This is a genomic window from Pseudomonas paraeruginosa, assembly GCF_003025345.2.
GTDB lineage: Bacteria > Pseudomonadota > Gammaproteobacteria > Pseudomonadales > Pseudomonadaceae > Pseudomonas > Pseudomonas paraeruginosa.
In genome coordinates this window covers 1,211,924-1,233,906 of the sequence record NZ_CP020560.1, presented here as the reverse complement: position 1 = coordinate 1,233,906, position 21,983 = coordinate 1,211,924, and the positions used below count along the sequence as shown (strand labels likewise).

Genomic DNA, 21,983 nt, shown 5'->3' with positions numbered 1-21,983 from the left:
CACGGCCGCAGGGATTAATCGTCGAGTCGCTCTTCCAGCTGTCGCACTTCCTGCGCCAGCTTGTCGAGGAACTGCATGCGGCGGACCAGGCGCTCGGCCTCTTCGCGGCGCCGCGCATCGTCCCAGCACGCGGCGAACTCACCCTCCAGCTCGGCCTGTGCGGCCTTCAGCTGGCGCTTGAAGGTCGCCACGCCGTCCAGGTCGGCGCTGTCCTGCAACTCCTCGAGCTCCTCGCGCAGCTGCATCTGCTGCAAGAGGAACTCCGGATCCTGCACCGTCGCTTCCAGCGGCAACTCGCGACCATTCAGGGTCAGCAGGTACAGGGCCCGGCGCGGAGCGCTCTTCAGGGTCTGGTAGGCATCGTTCAGCTGCGCCGCGCGCTCCAGGGCGAGGCGCTGCTCACGCTCGGGAGCGTCGGCGAAACGGTCGGGGTGGACACTGCGCACCAACTCTCGGTAACGCCGGCCGAGCTCATCGAGATCGACCAGGAAAGTCGGCTGCAGGTCGAACTGGGCGAAATGACAGGGTTTACCCACGCCAGCCTCAGACGTTGAAGCTTTCGCCGCAGCCGCATTCGCCACGAACGTTCGGGTTGTTGAACTTGAAGCCTTCGTTGAGCCCTTCGCGAGTGAAGTCCAGCTCGGTGCCGTCGAGATAGACCAGGCTTTTCGGGTCGATGATGACCTTCACGCCATGGCTTTCGAAGACCAGGTCCTCGGCCGCCAGTTCATCGACGAACTCGAGGACGTAGGCCAGCCCGGAACAACCGGTGGTGCGCACGCCAAGACGGATACCCTCGCCCTTGCCGCGCCCCTCCAGGGAGCGCTGCACATGCTTGGCGGCGGCTTCGGTCATGCTGATGGCCATTGCAACTCCTTACTCGTCACGAGCGGCTTAGAGCAAACCCTTCTTCTGCTTGTAGTCGCGGACGGCGGCCTTGATGGCGTCTTCGGCGAGTACCGAGCAGTGGATCTTCACCGGTGGCAGGGCCAGCTCTTCGGCGATGGTGGTGTTCTTGATGGTTTCCGCCTCGTCCAGGGTCTTGCCCTTCATCCACTCGGTGGCGAGGGAGCTGGAGGCGATGGCGGAACCGCAGCCGTAGGTCTTGAACTTGGCGTCTTCGATCACGCCCTGCTCGTTGACCTTGATCTGCAGGCGCATCACGTCGCCGCAGGCCGGCGCGCCGACCATGCCGGTGCCGACGTTGGGATCGGCGGCGTCGAGCTTGCCGACGTTGCGCGGGTTTTCGTAGTGGTCGATGACCTTTTCGCTATATGCCATGGCTAATCCTCACGTTTTTCCGGGGCACGAGGCGCTCAGTGCGCCTGCCATTCGACCTGCGACAGGTCGACGCCCTCTTTGTACATATCCCACAGCGGCGACAGTTCGCGCAGCTTGGAAACGGCCTCGACCACCTTCTGCGCGGCATAGTCGATCTCTTCCTCGGTGGTGAAGCGACCGAAGGTGAAGCGGATGGAGCTATGCGCCAGCTCGTCGTTGCGGCCCAGGGCGCGCAGCACGTAGGACGGTTCCAGGGACGCCGAGGTGCAGGCCGAGCCGGAGGAGACCGCGAGGTCCTTGAGCGCCATGATCAGCGACTCGCCCTCGACGTAGTTGAAGCTGACGTTGAGGTTGTGCGGGACGCGGGAGGTCATGCTGCCGTTGATGTAGAGCTCTTCCAGGCCGTCGATCTGGGCGAAGAAGCGGTCGCGGAGCGCCAGCACGTGGGCGCTCTCCTGGGCCATTTCTTCCCGGGCGATGCGGAAGGCTTCGCCCATGCCGACGATCTGGTGGGTGGCCAGGGTCCCGGAACGCATGCCGCGCTCGTGGCCGCCTCCGTGCATCTGCCCCTCGATGCGGACGCGCGGCTTGCGGCGCACGTAGAGCGCGCCGATGCCTTTCGGGCCGTAGGTCTTGTGCGCGGAGAAGGACATCAGGTCGACCTTGAGCTTGTCCAGATCGATCTCGACCTTGCCGGTCGACTGCGCGGCGTCGACGTGGAACAGCACGCCACGGGAGCGGGTCAGCTCGCCGATGGCGGCGATGTCGTTGATGGTGCCGATCTCGTTGTTCACATGCATGACCGAGACCAGGATGGTGTCGTCACGCAGCGCCGCCTCGACCATCGCCGGAGTGATCAGGCCGTCTTCGCCCGGCTCCAGGTAGGTCACCTCGAAACCCTCGCGCTCCAGCTGGCGGCAGGTATCCAGGACTGCCTTGTGCTCGATCTTCGAGGTGATGATGTGCTTGCCCTTGCCCGAGTAGAAGTGCGCGACGCCCTTGATCGCCAGGTTGTCGGACTCGGTGGCGCCGGAGGTCCAGACGATCTCGCGGGGGTCGGCGTTGACCAGCTCGGCCACCTGGCGACGGGCGTTTTCCACGGCTTCCTCGGCCTTCCAGCCGAACACGTGGGAACGCGATGCCGGGTTGCCGAAGTTGCCGTCCATCAGCAGGCATTCGCTCATCTTCTGGGCGACGCGGGGATCGACGGGGGTGGTCGCGGAGTAATCGAGGTAGATCGGCAATTTCATCAGGTAACTCCTACAGGCTGGCGCCCTGCTCAGTCGATGGCGGACGCTTCAATCTTGTCGAGACGAGGCGTCTTGCCTGAGCAACGGCGTTCGTCCTGGCGCAGTGCGACTTCCTGGACCTCCTGGCGGCTGACCAGATCGGCCAGGCTGATGCCACTGAGGAACTCATGGATCTGCAAACTGAGGTCGCACCACAGGTGGTGGGTCAGGCAGGTATCACCGGAATGGCAATCGCCCTGCCCCTGGCAGCGGGTGGCGTCGACGGATTCGTTGACCGCATCGATCACCTGCGCGACATGGATGCCCGACATGTGCCGGGACAGCTGGTAGCCGCCACCGGGGCCGCGCACGCTGGTCACCAGGTTGCCACGGCGCAACTTGGCGAACAGCTGTTCGAGGTAGGACAGGGAAATGCCTTGGCGTTCGGAGATATCAGCCAGCGAGACCGGACCTTGCTGAGCATGCAGCGCCAGGTCGAGCATGGCGGTTACGGCGTAGCGGCCTTTGGTGGTCAGACGCATGGGCTATTCCCATCGGGATCATTCGGTTGACACGAATTATGCCCTTACCCGAGTAATTAGGTCAACTATAAGACCGATCAAATTACTCAGGAATAGGCGAATTCAGGGCGCCACATGGTAGCAGAAAGCCGCCGACCGCGCATTACACGGCCGGCTTGTCTTCCTCGTCCTTGACCCCGGCGAAATCCTCTTCGCGCAGGACGGGCAGATCCTTGGCACTGTAGTCGCTGCCCAGCGCGGTGAGCGCCTGGCACATGCCCTCGAGGCGCCCGTCGACCGCCTGCAGGTGATCGAGCAACTGACCAATGGCACGCGCCACCGGGTCCGGCATGTCCTGGCTGACCCCGTAAGCGTCGAAGCCGAGCTTCTCCGCCATGGCCTGGCGCTTGGCCTGCTGCTCGGAGTCCTCGCGCATGATGATGCGCCCGGGAATGCCGACTACCGTCGCGCCCGGCGGCACTTCCTTGGTCACCACGGCGTTGGAACCGACCTTGGCGCCCTCGCCGACGGTGAACGGACCGAGCACCTTGGCGCCGGCGCCGACCACCACGTTGTTGCCCAGGGTCGGGTGACGCTTGCCCTTGTTCCAGGTGGTGCCGCCCAGGGTGACACCCTGGTAGAGGGTAACGTCGTCGCCGATCTCGGCAGTCTCGCCGATGACGATGCCCATCCCGTGGTCGATGAAGAAGCGCCGGCCGATCTTCGCCCCCGGGTGTATCTCGATGCCGGTCATCCAGCGACCGAAGTTGGACACCAGGCGCGCCAGCCACTTCCAGCCCGACGCCCACAGGCCGTGGGCCAGCCGGTGCAGCCAGACGGCATGCAGCCCCGGGTAACAGGTGAGAACCTCGAGTGCGTTGCGAGCCGCCGGATCACGGTGGAATACGCTTTGGATATCTTCACGCACACGTTCGAACATCAGTCGTCACTCCGCTTGTAGGTCAGGCCTCGGGCCACCTTCTGGGTTTCGGTCAGGATCCCGCGCAGGATATTCATTTCCAGCTTGCTGATCGCGCTGCGCCCATACAGGCGCCGCAGACGCGACATCAGGTGGCGCGGCTTCTCCGGGTCGAGGAAGCCGATATCGATCAGCGTCTTCTCCAGGTGCGCGTAGTAAAGCTCCAACTCGTCGGCCGTTACCAGTTCGGTGTTGAGCATCGAGGTGGACTCGAACTTTTCCATCTTGGTCGGCTTGCCCTGGGCCGCCAGCCAGGCCATGCGCACCTCGTAGGTGAGCACCTGGACCGCGGCCGCGAGATTCAGCGAACCGAACTCCGGATCGGACGGGATGTGCACATGGAACTGGCAGCGTTGCAATTCCTCGTTGGTCAGGCCCGCGTATTCGCGACCGAACACCAGGGCCGCCTCGCCATTGGCCTCCAGGTGCTCCAGGCAGGTCGCCGCGCACTCGCGCGGGTCGAGCAGCGGCCAGGGAATGCGCCGGTCGCGCGCGCTGGTGCCGAGCACCACGCTGCAGCCGACCAGCGCCTCTTCCAGGCTGTCGACCACCCGCGCGGCATCGAGGATGTCGGTGGCACCGGAGGCCCGCGCCACCGCGTCGCCATGGGGGAAGCTTTCCGGCTGTACCAGCACCAGCTGCGACAGGCCCATGTTCTTCATGGCACGGGCCGCCCCGCCGATGTTGCCGGGATGGCTGGTGTTGACCAACACCACACGAATTCGGTCGAGCAACGCCGATGCTCTCCAACGCCAAGTTGCAAAAGGGTGTGAAATCCTACAGCAGAGGTCAGCTTTATGCCACGAGACCGACAGGCCGCCCTTCAAACGCCATCGGTTTCTGCTAGAATGGCCGGCTTTCTTTAACGACCCAGGTGACCTCTCCATGCAGCCTATGCTGAATATCGCCCTGCGCGCCGCTCGCAGCGCCGGTGAACTGATTTTCCGCTCCATCGAACGCCTGGATGTCATCTCGGTCAACGAGAAGGATGCCAAGGACTACGTGACCGAGGTCGACCGCGCCGCCGAGCAGACCATCGTCGCCGCCCTGCGCAAGGCCTATCCGACCCACTCCATCATGGGCGAGGAAGGCGGTTTCATCGAAGGCAGCGGCGAAGGCGCCGACTACCTCTGGGTGATCGACCCGCTGGATGGCACCACCAACTTCATCCATGGCGTGCCGCACTTCGCCGTGAGCATCGCCTGCAAGTACAAGGGCCGCCTGGAGCACGCCGTGGTCCTCGACCCGGTCCGCCAGGAAGAATTCACCGCCAGCCGTGGCCGCGGCGCCGCCCTCAACGGTCGTCGCCTGCGCGTCAGCGGGCGCAAGAGCCTGGAGGGCGCCCTGCTCGGCACCGGCTTCCCGTTCCGCGACAGTCAGATCGACCACCTCGACAACTACCTGAACATGTTCCGCAGCCTGGTCGGCCAGACCGCCGGCATCCGTCGCGCCGGCGCCGCCAGCCTGGACCTGGCCTATGTCGCCGCCGGCCGCTTCGATGCCTTCTGGGAGTTCGGCCTGTCCGAGTGGGACATGGCTGCCGGCGCACTGCTGGTGCAGGAAGCCGGCGGCCTGGTGAGCGATTTCACCGGCAGCCACGAGTTCCTCGAGAAGGGCCACATCGTCGCCGGCAACACCAAGTGCTTCAAGGCACTGCTGACCACCATCCAGCCGCACCTGCCGCCAGCGCTGAAGCGCTGACCAGGCGCCATGAAGAACCCGGCCAGGCGCCGGGTTTTTTATCGCCTGGAAAATGCGAAAGGGCGTCTTCCGACGCCCTTTCGCATTACCGGGAACCTCTGCTCAGCGCAGCATTTCGCCCTGGCTGAGGACCAGCCGACCGTTCTTGTCGACCGGAATCTGGCTGCCCGGGTCGCGATCCATGCGGATCTGCCCGGCCTTGCCGTCGAGCATGTACTTCACGTCGTAGCCGACGACCTTCTCGCTGCGGTCATGCACGGTGCTGCAGCGCGTCTCGGTGGTGGTGTAGGTATCACGCTCCTGCATGCCTTCCTGCACCTTGTTGCCGGCGTAGCCGCCACCGACGGCGCCGGCCACGGTGGCAATCTTCTTGCCGGTGCCGCCGCCGATCTGGTTGCCCAGCAGGCCGCCGACCACCGCGCCAATGGCGGTACCGGCGATCTGGTGCTGGTCCTTAACCGGGCGCTGGCGGGTCACGGCCACGTCCTTGCAGACCTGGCGCGGCGTCTTGATGGTTTCCTTGACCGGCTGGACAGCGACGACCTCGGCGTAGTCGGGACCGCGATCCACCAGGCTATAGGTGGCCACTGCGCCACCCGCGGTCACGCCTACGGCACCCAGAACGGCCCCGACGAGCATCGACTTGTTCACATGTACCTCCTGGCTTTCATCCAATGCGGGCTATGTTGTTCGCCCTTTGCCTTGCCTAGGACTGGCCAAAAACGAGCAAGTTCCTGGTTTCCGACAAACGTTTCAGTGGCACAGATACGAAAACTCCCGCAAAAAGCGGGAGTCCTCGATTGACCGGCAGGCGCCGGAACACCGAACCAGAGCGCCTCAGGGGCGATCGTCGACGGTGTCCTTGGCCTGCGGCGGGATCAGGTCCTCGCTGGTCAGGTTCAGCCAGATCAGCACCACGTTGGCGATGTAGATCGACGAGTAGGTTCCCGCCAGAACCCCGACGAACAGGGCGATGGAGAAACCGAACAGGTTGTCGCCGCCGAAGAACAGCAGCGCGGCGATCGCCAGCAGCGTGGACACCGAGGTGGCGATGGTGCGCAACAGGGTCTGGCTGGTGGAGATGTTCAGGTTCTCGATCAGGCTGGCCTTGCGCAACACGCGGAAGTTTTCCCGCACCCGGTCGAAGATCACGATGGTGTCGTTCAGCGAATAGCCGACCACCGCCAGCACCGCGGCGAGCACGGTCAGGTCGAAGGTCACCTGGAAGAACGACAGCACGCCCATCACGATGATGGCGTCATGCACCAGCGAGAGGATCGCGCCGAGGGCGAACTTCCACTGGAAGCGGAAGCCGACGTACAGCAGGATCCCGCCCAGCGCCAGGAGCATGCCGAGGCCGCCCTGGTCGCGCAGCTCCTCACCCACCTGCGGGCCGACGTACTCGACCCGCTTCAGGCTCGCCGGGTTGCCGGTATCTGCCTGTTGCAGCGCAGCGGCGACCTTCTTGCCCAGCTCGGGATCCTCGCTGGGCATGCGCACCAGCACGTCGCGGGCATCGCCGAAGCTCTGCACCACGGCGTCCTCGTAGCCGGCGCCGACCAGTTGCCCGCGCACCTTGCCGAGATCGGCCGGTTGCTCGTAGGTCAGCTCGATCAGCGTACCGCCGGTGAAGTCGAGGCCGAAGTTGATGCCCTTGGTGAACCAGCTGCCCAGGGCGATGACGGTGAGGATCAGGGTGACGGCAAACGCAACGTTGCGAATGCCCATGAAGTTGATGGTACCGATCTTGATATTCATCTCAGCCCCCTTAGATCCACAGCTTCTTGAAGTCACGCCCGCCGAAGATCAGGTTGACCATTGCGCGGGTGACCAGGATGGCCGTGAACATCGAGGTGATGATGCCGAGCGACATGGTCACGGCGAAACCTTTCACCGGGCCGGTGCCCATGGCGTAGAGGATGCCGCCGACCAGCAGCGAGGTCAGGTTGGCGTCGAGGATCGCGGTGAAGGCGCGGTTGAAGCCTTCGTGGATCGCCCGCTGGACCGACATGCCATTGGCCAGCTCCTCGCGTATCCGCGAGAAGATCAGCACGTTGGCGTCCACCGCCATGCCCATGGTCAGCACGATACCGGCGATGCCAGGCAGGGTCAGGGTCGCGCCGAGGATCGACATGAGCGCCACCAGCATGACCATGTTGAAGGCCAGCGCAACGGTGGCGATCACGCCGAAGAAGCGGTAGATGACGATGATGAACAGCGACACGAAGACCATGCCCCACAGCGACGCGTCGACACCCTTGGCGATGTTGTCCGCGCCCAGGCTCGGGCCGATGGTACGCTCCTCGGCGAAGTACATCGGCGCGGCAAGGCCGCCGGCGCGCAGCAGCAGGGCCAGTTCGGAAGACTCGCCCGGACCGTCGAGGCCGGTGATGCGGAACTGGTTGCCCAGCGGCGACTGGATGGTCGCCAGGCTGATGATCTGCTTCTCTTCCTTGAACGCCGGGACCGCCACTTCCTTCTCGACGCCATCGACCATCTGCTTGGTATAGCGGGTCACCGGCTTCTGCTCGATGAATACCACCGCCATGCTGCGGCCGACGTTGTTGCGGGTCGCCCGGTTCATCAGCTCGCCGCCATGGCCATCCAGACGGATGTTCACCTGCGGCCGGCCGTTCTCGTCGAAGCTGGCGCTGGCGTCGGTGACCTGGTCACCGGTGATGATCACCCCGCGCTCCAGCGGCACCGGCGGACGGCGCGGCTCGCGGAACTCGAAGGTCTCGGTGGCGGACTTCAGCGCATCCGGCTCGGCGGCCAGGCGGAATTCGAGGTTGGCGGTCTTGCCGAGGATCCGCTTGGCTTCGGCGGTGTCCTGCACGCCCGGCAGCTCGACGACGATGCGGTTGGCGCCCTGGCGCTGCACCAGCGGCTCGGACACGCCCAGCTCGTTGACCCGGTTGCGGACGGTGGTGAGGTTCTGCTTGATGGAGTATTCGCGGATTTCCGCCAGCTTGGCCTGGGTCAGGGCGACACGCAGGACCTGCAGGCCGTTGCGCTCTTCGGGCACGACCTCGAAATCGCGGAAGTCCTTGGCGATCAGGCTGCGCGCCTTGTCCAGGGACTCGCTGTCGGTGAAGCCGAGCTGGATCGCGCGATCCTGGATCGGCAGGCTGCGGTAGCGCACGCGCTCCTTGCGCAGCAGGCTCTTCACTTCGCTCTCGTAGACCTTCAGGCGCGCATCGACCGCCTTGTCCATGTCCACTTCCAACAGGAAGTGCACGCCGCCGGACAGGTCCAGGCCGAGCTTCATCGGGCTGCCGCCCAGCTTGCGCAGCCACTCGGGAGTGGTCTGGGCCAGGTTCAGCGCGACCACGTAGTCGTCGCCCAGGGTCCGGCGCACCACTTCCTTGGCGGGGAGCTGGTCGTCCTGCTTGACCAGGCGGATCAGGCCGCCTTTCTTCGACAGGCTGTCGGCCTTCACCGCGATACCGGCGTCGCTCAGCGCCTTGGCGGCGCGGTCGACATCGGCCTGGGTGACCTGCAGCGCCGTGCTGGCACCGCTGATCTGCACCGCCGGGTCGTCCGGGTAGAGGTTGGGTGCGGAATAGATGAACCCGACGGCGAGGACCGCCAGGATCAGCAGATATTTCCACAGAGGATACTTGTTGAGCATGACACCGCCCGTTATGACGCGGGGCGCCTTGCGCGCCCCGTCATGTGTTTAGGTGAAAATCAGATCGCTTTCAGGGTGCCTTTCGGCAGGGTCGCGGCAATCGCGGCCTTCTGGAACTTCAGCTCGACGTTGTCGGAAACCTCGACCACGACGAAATCGTCGGCGACCTTGGTCACCTTGCCGGCGATCCCGCCGGAAGTGACGACCTCATCACCTTTCTGCAGGTTGCCCAGCAGGTTCTTGTGTTCCTTCGCGCGCTTGGCCTGGGGGCGCCAGATCATCAGATAGAAGATGACCAGGAAACCGACCAGGAAGACCCACTCGAAACCGGTGCCGGCCGGGCCAGCGGCTGCCGGAGCGGCTGCGTCGGCGTAGGCAGCGGGAATTAGAAAGCTCATGTAGCACTCCTGTCACAAAGCAATAGAGTTGGATAAAGGAAAGTCAGGCATCCAGCGGCGGCGTGGGAAGGCCGCGCTTGGCATAGAAGGCATCGACAAAGGCGGCCAATGTACCCTGTTGGATTGCCTCGCGCAAACCAGCCATAACCCGCTGATAATGCCGCAAGTTGTGGATGGTATTGAGCATGCTACCGAGCATTTCCCCGCACTTGTCCAGGTGGTGCAGATAGGCGCGGGAAAAATGTTTGCAGGTGTAACAGTCGCAGGTCGGGTCGAGCGCGGAGTCGTCGTGCTTGTGCACCGAGTTGCGGATCTTGATCACCCCGGTATCGACGAACAGGTGGCCGTTGCGCGCATTGCGGGTCGGCATCACGCAGTCGAACATGTCCACACCGCGGCGCACGCCTTCCACCAGGTCTTCCGGCTTGCCCACGCCCATCAGGTAGCGCGGCTTGTCGGCCGGCATCTGCGGCGGCAGGAAATCGAGCACGCGGATCATCTCTTCCTTCGGCTCGCCCACCGACAAACCACCGATGGCCAGGCCGTCGAAGCCGATCTCCTGCAGGCCATCCAGCGAGCGCAGGCGCAGGTCCTCGTGCATGCCGCCCTGGACGATGCCGAACAGCGCCGACGGGCTATCGCCATGGGCGATCTTCGAGCGCCTGGCCCAGCGCAGCGACAGCTCCATGGAGCGCTTGGCGACGTCATGGTCGGCCGGGTACGGCGTGCACTCGTCGAAGATCATCACGATGTCCGAGCCCAGGGCGCGCTGCACCGCCATGGATTCCTCCGGCCCCATGAAGACCTTGGCGCCGTCCACCGGCGAAGCGAAGGTCACACCCTCCTCCTTGATCTTGCGCATGGCGCCCAGGCTGAACACCTGGAAACCACCGGAGTCGGTAAGTATCGGTCCCTTCCATTGCATGAAGTCGTGCAGGTCGCCGTGGCGCTGGATGACCTCGGTGCCCGGGCGCAACCAGAGATGGAAGGTGTTGCCGAGGATGATCTGCGCGCCGATGTCCTCGATATCGCGCGGGAGCATGCCCTTCACCGTGCCGTAGGTCCCCACCGGCATGAAGGCCGGAGTCTCGACCACGCCGCGGGGAAAGGTCAGGCGGCCGCGACGGGCCTTGCCGTCGGTCGCCAGCAGCTCGAAGTTCATGAAGCTCATGGATCAGTCCTCGGGTCCGCGGGGAGCGGGATTGCGGGTGATGAACATGGCATCACCGTAACTGAAGAAGCGATAGCCCTGCTCCACCGCCGCGGCATAGGCGGCCATGGTCTCCGGATAGCCGGCGAAGGCCGAGACCAGCATCAGCAGGGTCGATTCGGGCAGGTGGAAGTTGGTCACCAGGGCATCGACCACGTGGAACGGCCGGCCCGGATAGATGAAGATGTCGGTGTCGCCGCTGAACGGCTTCAGCTCACCGTCGCGCGCCGCGCTTTCCAGCGAGCGCACGCTGGTGGTGCCCACCGCGACCACCCGGCCACCGCGCGCCCGGCAGGCGGCGACGGCGTCCACCACGTCCTGGCCGACCTCCAGCCATTCGCGGTGCATCACATGGTCCTCGATACGCTCGACACGCACCGGCTGGAAGGTACCGGCGCCGACGTGCAAGGTGACGAACGCGGTGTCCACGCCCTTGGCGCGGATCGCCTCGAGCAGCGCCTCGTCGAAGTGCAGGCCGGCGGTCGGCGCCGCCACCGCCCCGGCGCGCTGGGCGTAGACGGTCTGGTAGCGCTCGCGGTCGGCGGCGTCGTCGGGGCGGTCGATATAGGGCGGTAACGGCATGTGCCCGACCCGCTCCAGCAACGGCAGCACGGGCTCGGCGAAAGCGAGTTCGAACAGGGCGTCGTGGCGTTGCAGCATCTCCGCGCTGCCACCGCCCTCGACGAGGATCCGCGTACCGGGCTTGGGCGCCTTGCTGGCGCGCACGTGGGCGAGCACCCGGTGCTGGTCGAGGACCCGCTCGACGAGGACCTCCAGCTTGCCGCCGGACTCCTTCTGGCCGAACAGGCGCGCCGGGATCACCCGGGTATTGTTGAACACCATCAGGTCGCCCGGACGCAGGTAGTCCAGGAGATCGGCGAACTGTTTATGGGCAAGGCTTCCCGTCGGGCCATCCAGCGCCAGCAGGCGGCTTGCGCGGCGTTCAGGCAGGGGATGGCGAGCGATCAGGGCCTCGGGCAAGTCGAAATGGAAATCGGCGACACGCATGGGGAGACTCTCGAAAGGCCGCGTAGCTTACCGGAAATGTGTTTCCCCCGCCATGAACCCGATTGACCAACGGTAGGCGCCTCCCTATACTGCGCCGCCATTGCCTCGGTGGCGGAATCGGTAGACGCGGCGGATTCAAAATCCGTTTCTGGCGACAGAGTGAGAGTTCGAGTCTCTCCCGAGGCACCACAGAAAGCCCGTAAGTCATTGAACTTACGGGCTTTTGCGTATCTGAAGGCGTGAATTTGGCGTAATGAGCTTTCTTCTGCGCAAAGCCTAGGCTGCATCTATAGTCTCTAGCTCACGAACCATTGATCAGGTTCAAGGATTCGCACTGAAGTATTGATATCTAACCTTGGAGACCATACTTTCTATGCGTAGCCGGCGTGTTTCGGCAGGCCGGCATAAGGGGAACGTAAATGGCGATTTTTCTGGTACTACCTGCGTCAAATCCTGCTGCCGTGAAGGCCGAACTACAAAGGAATGGGATGGAGTTCATTGATCTCCCAGCCCATGGCCACTTTGTTAATTTTCGAGGCACCAGCGAGGAGCTGTCCAGCGCCCTTGGCATCACTGACGGGAAATCAGGTACCGGAGTCGTAACGCTCGTCACCTCATATTACGGTCGTCTGCCGACCAACATCTGGGACTGGGTAAAATCTAGGTGGGAAGCTTAAGGATGAGTAAAAACCATCATACAAGGCCCCCGATCGGAACGCCTGATATCCCCGAGTCAACGCCAAGCCCTACCGCCTCGGCGTGGAATATGCAGGCTATCACTCAGCTAACGGCATCAGTGGCGCGGCTCGAGCAGTCGATTGAACACCTCGCAGAAAAAATCGGCGATCTTAAGCAAGATCAGCAAACGGTCGTTGCACGCGTGGAGTCGGTCGAACGCAAGCTACTATTTGCCGCTGCTGTGGTAACAGTGGTGATGGCCATTGGCACTGCTGCTGCTTCGTTCGCAGGTTATGTTGGCAACAAAGCGATCGACTTTGGCCTTGAGATGGCGAAGGATCGATTGAGCGCCGTCGACGAGGCTCCTTCCAAAGCCCCAACGGCTTTGAGATCCAAGTAAGAGGCGCCTAATGGCGCCTCTTCTCTATTCACTGCACGCCTGCACAGCGACGCGCAGCTGCACCTCATACCCCTTCCGCTGCTGCAGCTCGGCCAGCAGCGCACGGACCTTGGTCTGGATATCGTCGCTCTTCTTCAGCCCAGCGGTTGCCCAGGCCGGCACCTCTACCGCCGGCACTCGGCACGGCACCGCAACGGGCACTTCTACGCGCACCGTGCGCGGCTCAGGCTCGACCTGGCCGGCGCATCCCGCCAGCGCGACCATCACCAGCATCAGCACTGCCTTCATAGACCCAACTCCTGATCGATGACCACTTCGGCTGCCAGACACTGATCACCAGCGGAGCGCTCACGCAACAGGCGCTGTGCCGCGGCATACTGCTCGGCGGCCTGCTGTCGTCCCTGCTCCACCGCCTGGGCTGCCTCCCTGACGCGCTGCTCACCAGCCTGACGCAGCGCGGCAACCTGCCGGACCTGCTCCGCCACTGCGGATTCCAACTCTCCCCGGGCGGCGCGGCAGGCAATCAGATCCGCCAGGGCAGCATCGAGCTGCGGCCGGTAGTGCCGCGCGCCGATCCAAACACCGCCAACGGCGCCGAGGCCGACCAGCAGCAGGCAGGCCAGCGCGACCGAGAAAGTACGGGCGGAGATCACGACAGCACCGCCTTGGCACGCTCCCACAGTTCCAGGCGCTCCACCTGGCCGTTCATGCCGCCGTTAATCGTCCGGGTAATAAGTGCAAACCTGCCCGAATCGGCCAGGCTGTTGAGCCCATGCGCCGCCCACCACCAGGCGCTCGACCTGGCCGCGTGCTCGGGCTGCTCCAGCAACTCAGGCTCAGCCTCCAGCGGCAGGCCGAGGCCGGCGCCGGCAGCCCGGTAGTTCTTACGGCCGGTGATTTGCAGCAACCCTCGACCGCGGAACCGCCAGCCGTCTCCGCTGGACTCATCGCCGTTGCCGTTGCGGTTGGCGTAAGTGTTATTCGCAACGGCCTCGGGGTGCCGAGCGAGGTTCAACGCAAGGGCGTTTGGGCGTCCGTCAGCGCCGCGATATCGACTTGGCCAGGTATTCGCCAACCCCTGCGCCGAGTAATTCAGGTTCTCCACCAGCCGGGTCAACTGGGCGCTCTCGTGCCCGATCTGCGCCAGGAACGCTGCCGCGCGCACCGGCGACGTGATACCGAAGCGCCCCATGGCAACATTCAGTGCGGGCACAAAAAAGCCGGCGCGATGGCCGGCGTTCGGAAATATCTGCAGCAACTGCTGCTCGGTAATCAGCATCGGTACTCTCCAGTAACGTTAATGCTCTGCTATCGGTAGGCGTGAAGGGGTTCCGGTTTGCTATCGTTCGCTTGCCAGGTAGGAGGCGAACCACGATGAATAAACGGATGTTGCCGGGGCTGCGCGCCCATGTTGATCAGCTCTTGCGTGATGGCTGGTGGATCTCCGCACGCGATCCGCTTACCTTGAAACGCGGGTCCGACCGCCTGCAGTGCCTGGACGGCATGCTGGTCGGATCGGCTCAGTCAAACCTCGATATCGAACTGGGGGAGCTGCGGCGCCGGCCCGGTCACCATGCCATCGCTGATGAACGCCATCTGCCCGGCCGGCACCGCCGTGCCCCGAGCCGCGATCACGACGTTGTTTCGCAGGCGGACGCGGCAGGTGCCGGCGCCCTCGTCGACGTCGATCACCTCCCCCACCGTACGCGCGCCGCCCGGTAAGAGCCCGATGAACCGACGCCAGGGGTTGACCGTCGCCATCAGGAGCCTCCCGAGTAGTGGCGCTCGATGCGCAGGGTCTGCCACACGCGGCTAGCCCCTACCCCCTCGGCCGAGATATCGGTGGCCAGGCAGAGACCGCGCCACGTCGCCTGTTCGTCCCTCACCTCGACCAGCATTCCCGGCTGCACCAGGCCCGGTACCCCATCATCCTTCTGGAACAACGGGATACGGCGCGTCTCGATCGCCTGGTTACCGCCCTTCGACAACTCACAGATCCCGCGCGAGCGCGCCACCTCGGTGCCGGTCATCCAGTCCTCCATGACGTCGGGCGCCGACTCCTCGCCGGCGGTACCGGCGCGCCGCACCTGCACGCTGACGCCGTAGCTGGTACCGCTGACGTAGACGAAATTCCATGCCGGCTGGGGACTCCACTCGCTGCCCCACTCGGCGACGATGGCGGCCGGGATGATCCGGTCGGGAATCGCGGTGTCCCAGTACCAGGTCGCCTCACGATACCGCGGCAGGATCGTCACCGAGTCGTCCATCAGGCCCGGCCGCACGATGCCGCCGGCGACCTCGGCCAGCTTGACGATGACCTGCATCGGCGTCTGGTCCTGGTAGCTGAAGGCGCCGGCCGGTAGCGTCCAGTCCGGCGGCCCCATGTTCTCGACGTCCCAGGACACTGAAAAGCCGGTGTACTGCAACTGGTCGTCGACAACCTGACGTGCGTTCAGCGGCGCCGTGTTCACCGCGCTGCGCTTCGGCGCATAGGGCGCGTCCAGCAGTTGGGTGCGGCTCGCGCCGTTGATGGTGTAGCGCTCGCTCGGATGCTTGCCGCTGCCGCTGTAACGCTCGACCAGAAACCGCCAGGTCCAGCCGTTGATCTCCAGCTCTACCGTCTTCGGCCCGTTGGCATCCGGCGCCGCCAGGTCAAGCGAGGTGCGACCGAAGAGGTCAGCCGAGAACGACCAGGCGAACGAGTCGATATCCAGGCCGATGCGAATGCTGGTCGCATCCAGCGGCGTGCGACTCGGCAGCACCACCAGGGTGACCGTGTTTCCTATCATGTAGGTCTCCAGTATCTCGGGCTCGGTGGGTGGATCTATCGGTACCACCGGCCCCGGATAGTCGGGATAGACGATGCCCGTCGGCACCGGATCGGTCGGCCGCCCCCATGCCCAGGGAATCCGCCGCAACGCATCGAAGTGGGCCGGACTGCCGTAGCTGCTGCGCGCCCCGGCGTCCACCGGACGGATACCACGGACCGGCGCCACGTAGCGGAAATCGAAAAACACGTCGGGCGTGTTCGCCGGGGTGTAGCGGGTCGGGCCGAAATTGAAGTCGAGCAGGCCGGTCGGGATGTAGAGACTGGCACGCCTCTCCGAGAGCGCATCGCGGAAGCGGTCGAACTCGGCCGAGCGCCGCCAGCCGGGCGGACGGCCGGCGTCCTTGGGCGACGGGCGCGGGTTGTAGATCAGCGACAGGCGCCGATCACGCGGGCGCAGCGTCCGATCCCAGCCTAGCTCTCTCTCCACGTCCAGCACCCGGGTGCTGTCCCAAGCGCTGCGGGCTGCCGCGTTGCGCTGCTCGGCGTGCTCCCAGCCACTCCCCCAGCCCGCATCACGCACCGGTACACCGGACCAGCCACTGGCGCAACGCCGTGCCAGTGGTCGGCCGGAGCCCCACAGCCCGCCGCTACGCGCATCGGCAAACACCAGGCGCTGCCAGCGCAGCGGGACGGCGCGCACGGAAAGCGGCGCCGCCCTCTGCCAGGGGGCGCCGAAACTCGCATTGATCATAGAGCCTCGACAGGAAAGGGCCCGTGGCTGAGCGGGCGGTAGTAACGCGTCGCCTGCAGACGGGCCGTGCCGACCTGGCGGCTGGGGTTGTCGCCCTCGATCGGCCACCAACCCGGCTCAGCCGCCGGCAGTACCCCGGCCTCGGTCACCTCGTAGAGCCAGCCAGAGAAGATCGTCGGACGCACGCGCTGGCCCAGGCTGACGGCGAGACGTGGCTCGAACACCGCGCCCCAGTCATCCAGCCCCATCGCGTAAGTGGTCCCGCCGGCCGTCACCTCCAGGGCGATCTCGGCGCGCCCGGACTCGGCCGTCTGCCCCACGCCGGCCACCCGCCACTCGCCATCGAGCTTGCGCTCGATGACCACCACCTGGCGCAACGCCGCACCGCCGTCGACCGTGACGACCGCCCGCACCTTCGCCGGGTCGGTCGGATCTCGACCGCCCGAGCCTTCGGTCAGGTCATAGGAGAGCAGGCGCGTATCGGCATCGAGGACCGGCCAGCGGATGATCCCCAGGCGCGGGTCGCCTTCGTCGGTGACCTGGATCACGAACTGTCCGCGCAGGCCCGATGCCTCGAAGCGCTGCACCGTCTCGCCCTCGTAGACCTGGAAGGTCGCCGTCATCGCGGTCGCGGTGACCACCGCCCCGCGATACAGCGTGGCAATCTTGCGCGCCGGAGTCTCCTCCCCTTCGCGGGTGACCTTCACGGCGAGGGTCTGGTAGATCGCCTGCCTGGCCCCCGACCAGACGACCGCCACTGGCGGGCGAAGGGTCTTCGGCCCAATGCCGAAGCGCTGCAGCCAGGTATCGGGCCTGGCCTGCAGAGGCGGCACCACCTGCAGCATCAGCCCGGTCATGCTGGCCACCACGCCGGATCGAGAGACAGGAACCAGAGCCCCCAGCGGTCCATATCCACGTAGTAGGTCTTGCCATCCATCTGCACCGCTTCCGCCACCGAGGTAGCGGCCAGGGGCAGGCCAAGCCGATCCAGCAGGTGCCCATGTCGGTAGTGTCCCAGGATCGGGTCGAAACACACCCCCTTCAGGCGGCCGACGTAGTTCGCGCCGTTCGTCACATAGGGCTGCTGCATACGCCAGTAGGGAGGATTCTCTCCCTCCGGCCGGTCATAGTAGGTGCTCTGATACTGCATCTGGTCCATCTGCGCCCCCAGGCCGGGACCGGCACCCTGGATGATCTCCCCCGAGCGCTGGTCACGCAGTGAACTGAACCCACTCCCAAAGGAGCGGTTGGTACTGCGACTGCCCGAGCTTTGATTCCCCTGGGCGCCACCGACGGCGATGAATCCCTGAACGCCGGAGGCGCCACTAAAGCTCTCGTACTGCCCGACATAGAGGCCGAGGTGGTAGTCCTCGCTCGTATTCTCATAGCCCCTATTCGCCAGCATGCAAAAGACAAACGTCTCGGCATCCGCGCAGATCTGCCAATAGGTAGCGTCGTTCCAGTACATGTAGCCCAGATAGAGAATATGGGCATCATTGCTGGTGGGATTGGTGTCCGCCGACCACGTACGTGATCGCGTGTTGACTCCCTTTGGAAGCGGAGTGCTGATATCCAGCATTCCCTCATGTACATAGATCCCGACGAAGTCCCGGTAGCTGCTACCGCTGCTACTTGGCAAGTGCTGGCAGAAGGTGATCTGCGCGCAGTTGGACGCCGGGGCCAGGGTGATGGCAGTGTCGAACTCGCTCACCACGGTCCACCCGGCCGGCGGCTTATTGCCGTAGCCATCGACCAGCGCCGCGCGCAGGTAGCTCTTGAGCTTCTGGAACGGCGTCACCGCCGACGGGAAGAGCGCCGGCGGTGCGCCGGCGTCCCGATAGCTGTACTGTCGAGCGGTCATCAGTCCGCGTCTCCTCTGATCTGCAGGTGGAATTCATCGTCCTCGACGGTGCCCTTGCCGCTGAGTACCGTCCGCACGATCCACATCGGCCCCAGGCACGAGTCGGTGTTGAAGCGCACTGCGTTGCCGGCCGCCCAGCCACTGCCCCAGCCTTCCTTGCGGATGGTGAAGTACGGCGTGTTCGTCTCCGGGTTGATCGGCGCCGTATCGGTGGTGGTGGTACCGTTGGCGATCACCCCCAGCTTCTCCTCCACCACGCTGAAACTGGTCGAGGAGTTGAACACCAGCGCCCACTTCGCATCGATCGCGCCGCGGTTGGCGATCAGCGGCGGATAGGCGAGGCTGTTGTAGTTGGCGGTGGTCCCGTCGCCCTTGGGCTCATCGGTCCAGTTCGGCGAGCCGATATCCCAGGTCCGCTGGGTGAACCAGTGGTGCAGGCGAGCCTGCAGGTCGCCCCAGCTCAGCGCACTGGACGCCAGCGTTTCGCCCGCCGGCAGATCCCAGGGCAGCGGCGAGGAGATGCCCAGCTCGCCGTTCACCTGGACCTCGGTGCAGAGGGTCATGTGCTCCACCCGGTCGCGCACCACCAGCGGCAGGGTCAGCGGGTTGCCCTCGGCATCCTGCAGGAGCAGCGGGTTGGCCCAGGTCACCCGGCCGCGTTCCAGGTCGACGCTGTAGCCTGCCGAGGCCAGTTCCACCGCGTTGGCGTCCACCACCTTGATCTCGGCCTGCTGGTCGCGGCCGAGCTGCAGCACGCCCCCGGCTTGAGGACTCGGCACCGTGGTCTCGGCGGTATGGGCAACCACCATCACGTCGCCCTCGCGGAACACCGGCACCCGCCCGTCCGCTGGCAGTCGCACCGGGTCCAGTCCCAGCAGGGTTGCATCCAGCGGCAGCGAGGTGAAGACCACCGCGTTGTAGCGCAGCAGCAGCGGAATCACCGGGATATCGCTGGCCCCGGTGGTGTCCTCCAGGTTGCTGGTGAAGCGCAGCCGGACGATGCCGGTCACGATATCGACGCTGCCCTTGATCACCGCGCCATTGAGCTTGCCGTTCGCGTCCGCCGTGGTGGTCACGATCTGCGCGGTATCCAGGCGAACCGCCGTCACCTGCAGGCTCGCAGAACGCAACGGTGCCCCCGGGGTGCGGAAGGTCATGCTGGTGACGCTGAAACCGGCGTTGGTGGTCAGACAGGCCAGCAGGGTGACCGTCGGCGCCGCCCCCGAGCCATAAGTATTCAGCGTCGCGGTGCGGCCGGCGTAATCCACCGAGCCGACGGCGATACCGGCGTTGGTGCTGCTGCTGATGTTCTTGTACAGCACACCAGAGCGGTCGACGTAGACCTCGCCGGCCCAGGTGAACACCAGCGAGCCCGGCAGGATCGGCTCGGCCACGCCCGGCAACAGGTCAAGGGTCACCGGCGCGACGGTCTGCGAATCGGTCTGCTCGCCGTACTCGACGCCGCGGCTCTGCGCGCGCACGCTCAGCGTGCCACCGAAACCCTCGAGCAAGGTGGTGTCGGTAGCCACCAGGCGCAGCTTCTTCATGCCGAAGTTGTCGACCGTGTCGGTGTAGTAGGTGTACTCCTTGAACACGTAGTTGCCGGCTACCTTCAGGCTGAACTCGCCGGTCTCGTAGTTGATCGTCCCGGCGCGCCCGGCCCAGCCGCCGGCGGCATCGTCCGTCACCGAGTTGTCCACGGTGATCTCCGATTCGAAGATCGGCAGCGCCCCGGTACCCATGTCCGCACCGAGGGTCGGTGCTGCCTGGCGACGCTTGGTGATCCACGACAGACGCACGCTGCCCGCCTTGAGCGGCGCCCCGGGCAGCGTGCCGATGCACATGCCGGTGCTGTCGGAGGTCACCGCCAACGGGCTGTCGGTCACGCTGCCCTGCTGGTAGGTATGCACGATCCCACTCCCGGCATCTGGCGTCGCGCTCAGCTCCATGCTGACCTTGCCGTCGGCATAGTTGATCTGGCCGCTGCCACCGGTACCGCTGAGCGAGCCGTTGCCGCTATCGAGCACGGTGCGCTCTACCCCGCCGACCTTGAACGCCGCCTTGTAGGAGCCGGGCAACAGCCCCTGGTGCGGCAACGTCCGGTTGATCCGCGCGCGGGCCTGCACGCTGGTGCCGGTGCGCTGGGTCAGCGCCGCATCGTTCTGCCCGACGTAGGCGTAGATCAGCGAACTCCCCACGTCCGGCAGCGCGCTCAGGGTGATCGACACCGAGCCGGTCGCGAAGTCCACCGTGCCGGTGCCTTCCCCGGCCAATTCGCCGTTGCCCTGGTCGCGGATCTCCTGCCATTTACCCAGGGCGAGGAACGAGACCACCAGGGTGCCCGGCTGGGGCGGCGCTTCGGACAGCGACAGGGTGTAGACGAAGCCGCGGTTGCCCAGTTCGATAGGGATCTCCCCGGTCACCGCTTCGCCGGTCGCCGCCGCGGCCGGCTGGTAGGTGGCGCTCGCTGTCCCGCTCCAGCCGCTGCCGGAGGCCGCCATCTCGATTGCGCCGCTCTCGTAGTCGACGGTACCGCTGGCAATCCAGTTCGATCCGCTGATGTAGCGCAGACCGCCCTTGCGGTCGTCGGCGAACACACCGCCGCCAGCGCTCAGCGACAGCGAACCCGGCGCGCAGCCAGTGCCGAGGAACGTCCGCGACCTGCCGCTGCCTATGTTCGCGACATTCAGGTTTACCGTCCGCGCCGGCCCGGCCGCGGCGAACAGGCGCCGCTGATAGCCGGCCAGTTGGTCGACCAGCGCGTTTTCCCGGGTGGTGCTGGGCACCAGCTGGGAATAGACCGACTTGACCCGCAGGCTCAGCGCGCCGCGACTGACAGCTTCGGCCAGGGGGCTGATGCCGTAGTACCGCGCTGCATCGGCGACCTGAGTGCTGAGTACCCTGCTTTTCGGATCAGTCGTGCCGCCTGGGGTCACCTGGCCGCCGGGGAAGGTCGCGCCCAGCGGCGCACTGATCGACAGGTCCAGCCGGCGCCGGGTGAAGTTCACGAAGTTGCCGTTGCCGTAGTCGTGGGCGAACTGTTCCAGCCGCGCCTCGACGTCGGTGATGCGGACATACTGCGAGCGCGACTCGAACACCAACTGATAGACCTCGCCGATCTCGGGCAGCCGCTGCTCTTCGCGCTGCACGCAAGCGATGGCGCGCTGGCCCTGCAACTGGTTGCCCAGCAGCTCGAACGAGGCGGACACGGCCGGCACCACGAAGGACTCGATGGCGTTGCGCGCGTCGCGGCGCTCGTCGGTCTGGCTGCCGGTGTTGAACAGCAGCACCGAGACACGCGGATCGGCCGGCGCCCGCGTGACGATGGCATGCGCGCCCAGGTATGGCTCGGCGCTGTTCGAGCTGATGCCGGCGAAGGCCTTGCGCAGGTTGATCCGGCCGATGGTCCGGTCCAGACGCGAGATATCGGGAAACAGGTTGTTGATCTCGCGATCCACCACGGCCTGCCCGGTGGCACGGCCGCCGCCGTCGTCCTCATCGGTGAGGCGCTGGGATTTCAGCAGCTTTACATCATCGACGGTGATCGTCATGGAATACTCCAGCC

Annotated in this window: 23 protein-coding genes and 1 tRNA gene; 3 read left to right on the top strand and 21 right to left on the bottom strand. The window is 65.3% G+C overall.

Features of this window, described 5'->3' with window-relative positions:
• Positions 1-14: 14 nt before the first annotated feature.
• The 7 genes from hscB to trmJ form a co-directional block, all read right to left on the bottom strand.
• Complete coding sequence (gene hscB / locus B7D75_RS06010; RefSeq protein ID WP_053816780.1) at positions 15-536, bottom strand: co-chaperone HscB; 522 nt, start codon at positions 534-536, stop codon at positions 15-17.
• A gap of 7 nt (positions 537-543) precedes the next feature.
• Complete coding sequence (iscA, locus tag B7D75_RS06005; RefSeq protein ID WP_003100617.1) at positions 544-867, bottom strand: iron-sulfur cluster assembly protein IscA; 324 nt, start codon at positions 865-867, stop codon at positions 544-546.
• Positions 868-894: 27 nt separating this feature from the next.
• Positions 895-1,281, bottom strand: coding sequence for a Fe-S cluster assembly scaffold IscU (gene iscU / locus B7D75_RS06000; RefSeq protein ID WP_003092829.1), 387 nt, complete (start codon positions 1,279-1,281; stop codon positions 895-897).
• Between the two features lie 35 nt (positions 1,282-1,316).
• Positions 1,317-2,531 carry an IscS subfamily cysteine desulfurase gene (locus B7D75_RS05995; protein ID WP_012074555.1) on the bottom strand — a complete coding sequence of 405 codons (1,215 nt, stop codon included), beginning with the start codon at positions 2,529-2,531 and terminating at the stop codon, positions 1,317-1,319.
• A 29-nt stretch (positions 2,532-2,560) separates the two neighbouring features.
• Positions 2,561-3,052 (bottom strand): Fe-S cluster assembly transcriptional regulator IscR, encoded by a 492-nt coding sequence (gene iscR / locus B7D75_RS05990; RefSeq protein ID WP_003092836.1) that lies wholly within the window; start codon positions 3,050-3,052, stop codon positions 2,561-2,563.
• A 142-nt stretch (positions 3,053-3,194) separates the two neighbouring features.
• Positions 3,195-3,971: a serine O-acetyltransferase gene (gene cysE / locus B7D75_RS05985; protein WP_012074554.1), complete on the bottom strand. Its 777-nt coding sequence runs from the start codon at positions 3,969-3,971 to the stop codon at positions 3,195-3,197.
• Entirely contained in the window at positions 3,971-4,744 is a 774-nt protein-coding gene (gene trmJ / locus B7D75_RS05980; protein ID WP_003150720.1) for a tRNA (cytosine(32)/uridine(32)-2'-O)-methyltransferase TrmJ, read from the bottom strand. Before trmJ ends, cysE begins: the two co-directional genes overlap by 1 nt.
• Positions 4,745-4,895: 151 nt before the next feature.
• Between trmJ and suhB the strand changes: the two genes are divergently transcribed.
• Positions 4,896-5,711, top strand: coding sequence for a type III secretion system regulator SuhB (gene suhB / locus B7D75_RS05975; RefSeq protein WP_003150721.1), 816 nt, complete (start codon positions 4,896-4,898; stop codon positions 5,709-5,711).
• A 102-nt stretch (positions 5,712-5,813) separates the two neighbouring features.
• Here suhB and B7D75_RS05970 read toward each other — a convergent pair whose 3' ends face one another.
• The 6 genes from B7D75_RS05970 to queA all read right to left on the bottom strand — a co-directional run bounded on the left by B7D75_RS05970 (position 5,814) and on the right by queA (position 11,958).
• A complete protein-coding gene (locus B7D75_RS05970; RefSeq protein WP_107113837.1) occupies positions 5,814-6,362 on the bottom strand; it encodes a glycine zipper 2TM domain-containing protein in 549 nt (182 codons plus the stop codon).
• Between the two features lie 186 nt (positions 6,363-6,548).
• Positions 6,549-7,469 carry a protein translocase subunit SecF gene (gene secF, locus B7D75_RS05965; protein ID WP_003150723.1) on the bottom strand — a complete coding sequence of 307 codons (921 nt, stop codon included), beginning with the start codon at positions 7,467-7,469 and terminating at the stop codon, positions 6,549-6,551.
• 10 nt (positions 7,470-7,479) lie between these two features.
• Complete coding sequence (secD, locus tag B7D75_RS05960) at positions 7,480-9,342, bottom strand: protein translocase subunit SecD (RefSeq protein WP_034081195.1); 1,863 nt, start codon at positions 9,340-9,342, stop codon at positions 7,480-7,482.
• Positions 9,343-9,401: 59 nt separating this feature from the next.
• Positions 9,402-9,740 (bottom strand): preprotein translocase subunit YajC, encoded by a 339-nt coding sequence (gene yajC / locus B7D75_RS05955; RefSeq protein ID WP_003092856.1) that lies wholly within the window; start codon positions 9,738-9,740, stop codon positions 9,402-9,404.
• Positions 9,741-9,783: 43 nt separating this feature from the next.
• A complete protein-coding gene (gene tgt / locus B7D75_RS05950) occupies positions 9,784-10,902 on the bottom strand; it encodes a tRNA guanosine(34) transglycosylase Tgt (protein WP_003150725.1) in 1,119 nt (372 codons plus the stop codon).
• Between the two features lie 12 nt (positions 10,903-10,914).
• Positions 10,915-11,958: a tRNA preQ1(34) S-adenosylmethionine ribosyltransferase-isomerase QueA gene (gene queA / locus B7D75_RS05945; RefSeq protein ID WP_012074550.1), complete on the bottom strand. Its 1,044-nt coding sequence runs from the start codon at positions 11,956-11,958 to the stop codon at positions 10,915-10,917.
• Between the two features lie 102 nt (positions 11,959-12,060).
• On the opposite strand from queA, the gene B7D75_RS05940 reads away from it, so the two are divergent.
• Positions 12,061-12,147 (top strand) — tRNA-Leu (locus B7D75_RS05940).
• Between the two features lie 577 nt (positions 12,148-12,724).
• Positions 12,725-13,036, top strand: coding sequence for a hypothetical protein (locus B7D75_RS05935; RefSeq protein WP_107113836.1), 312 nt, complete (start codon positions 12,725-12,727; stop codon positions 13,034-13,036).
• Positions 13,037-13,060: 24 nt separating this feature from the next.
• Here the strand turns inward: B7D75_RS05935 and B7D75_RS05930 are convergent, their stop codons facing one another.
• The 8 genes from B7D75_RS05930 to B7D75_RS05895 form a co-directional block, all read right to left on the bottom strand.
• On the bottom strand, positions 13,061-13,324 hold the full coding sequence (locus B7D75_RS05930) for a hypothetical protein (protein WP_107113835.1): 264 nt from the start codon (positions 13,322-13,324) through the stop codon (positions 13,061-13,063).
• On the bottom strand, positions 13,321-13,689 hold the full coding sequence (locus B7D75_RS05925; RefSeq protein ID WP_107113834.1) for a hypothetical protein: 369 nt from the start codon (positions 13,687-13,689) through the stop codon (positions 13,321-13,323). The genes B7D75_RS05930 and B7D75_RS05925 overlap by 4 nt, the downstream gene beginning before the upstream one ends.
• On the bottom strand, positions 13,686-14,315 hold the full coding sequence (locus B7D75_RS05920; protein WP_107113833.1) for a glycoside hydrolase family 19 protein: 630 nt from the start codon (positions 14,313-14,315) through the stop codon (positions 13,686-13,688). The genes B7D75_RS05925 and B7D75_RS05920 overlap by 4 nt, the downstream gene beginning before the upstream one ends.
• Before the next feature lie 245 nt (positions 14,316-14,560).
• Positions 14,561-14,797 (bottom strand): hypothetical protein, encoded by a 237-nt coding sequence (locus tag B7D75_RS05915; RefSeq protein ID WP_019682828.1) that lies wholly within the window; start codon positions 14,795-14,797, stop codon positions 14,561-14,563.
• Positions 14,797-16,557, bottom strand: a complete 1,761-nt coding sequence (locus tag B7D75_RS05910; RefSeq protein WP_107113832.1) for a hypothetical protein — start codon at positions 16,555-16,557, stop codon at positions 14,797-14,799. The genes B7D75_RS05915 and B7D75_RS05910 overlap by 1 nt, the downstream gene beginning before the upstream one ends.
• Positions 16,554-17,414: a hypothetical protein gene (locus B7D75_RS05905; protein WP_107114659.1), complete on the bottom strand. Its 861-nt coding sequence runs from the start codon at positions 17,412-17,414 to the stop codon at positions 16,554-16,556. Before B7D75_RS05905 ends, B7D75_RS05910 begins: the two co-directional genes overlap by 4 nt.
• On the bottom strand, positions 17,411-18,418 hold the full coding sequence (locus B7D75_RS05900) for a hypothetical protein (RefSeq protein ID WP_107113831.1): 1,008 nt from the start codon (positions 18,416-18,418) through the stop codon (positions 17,411-17,413). Before B7D75_RS05900 ends, B7D75_RS05905 begins: the two co-directional genes overlap by 4 nt.
• Complete coding sequence (locus B7D75_RS05895) at positions 18,418-21,969, bottom strand: hypothetical protein (RefSeq protein WP_107113830.1); 3,552 nt, start codon at positions 21,967-21,969, stop codon at positions 18,418-18,420. Before B7D75_RS05895 ends, B7D75_RS05900 begins: the two co-directional genes overlap by 1 nt.
• Positions 21,970-21,983: the final 14 nt, after the last annotated feature.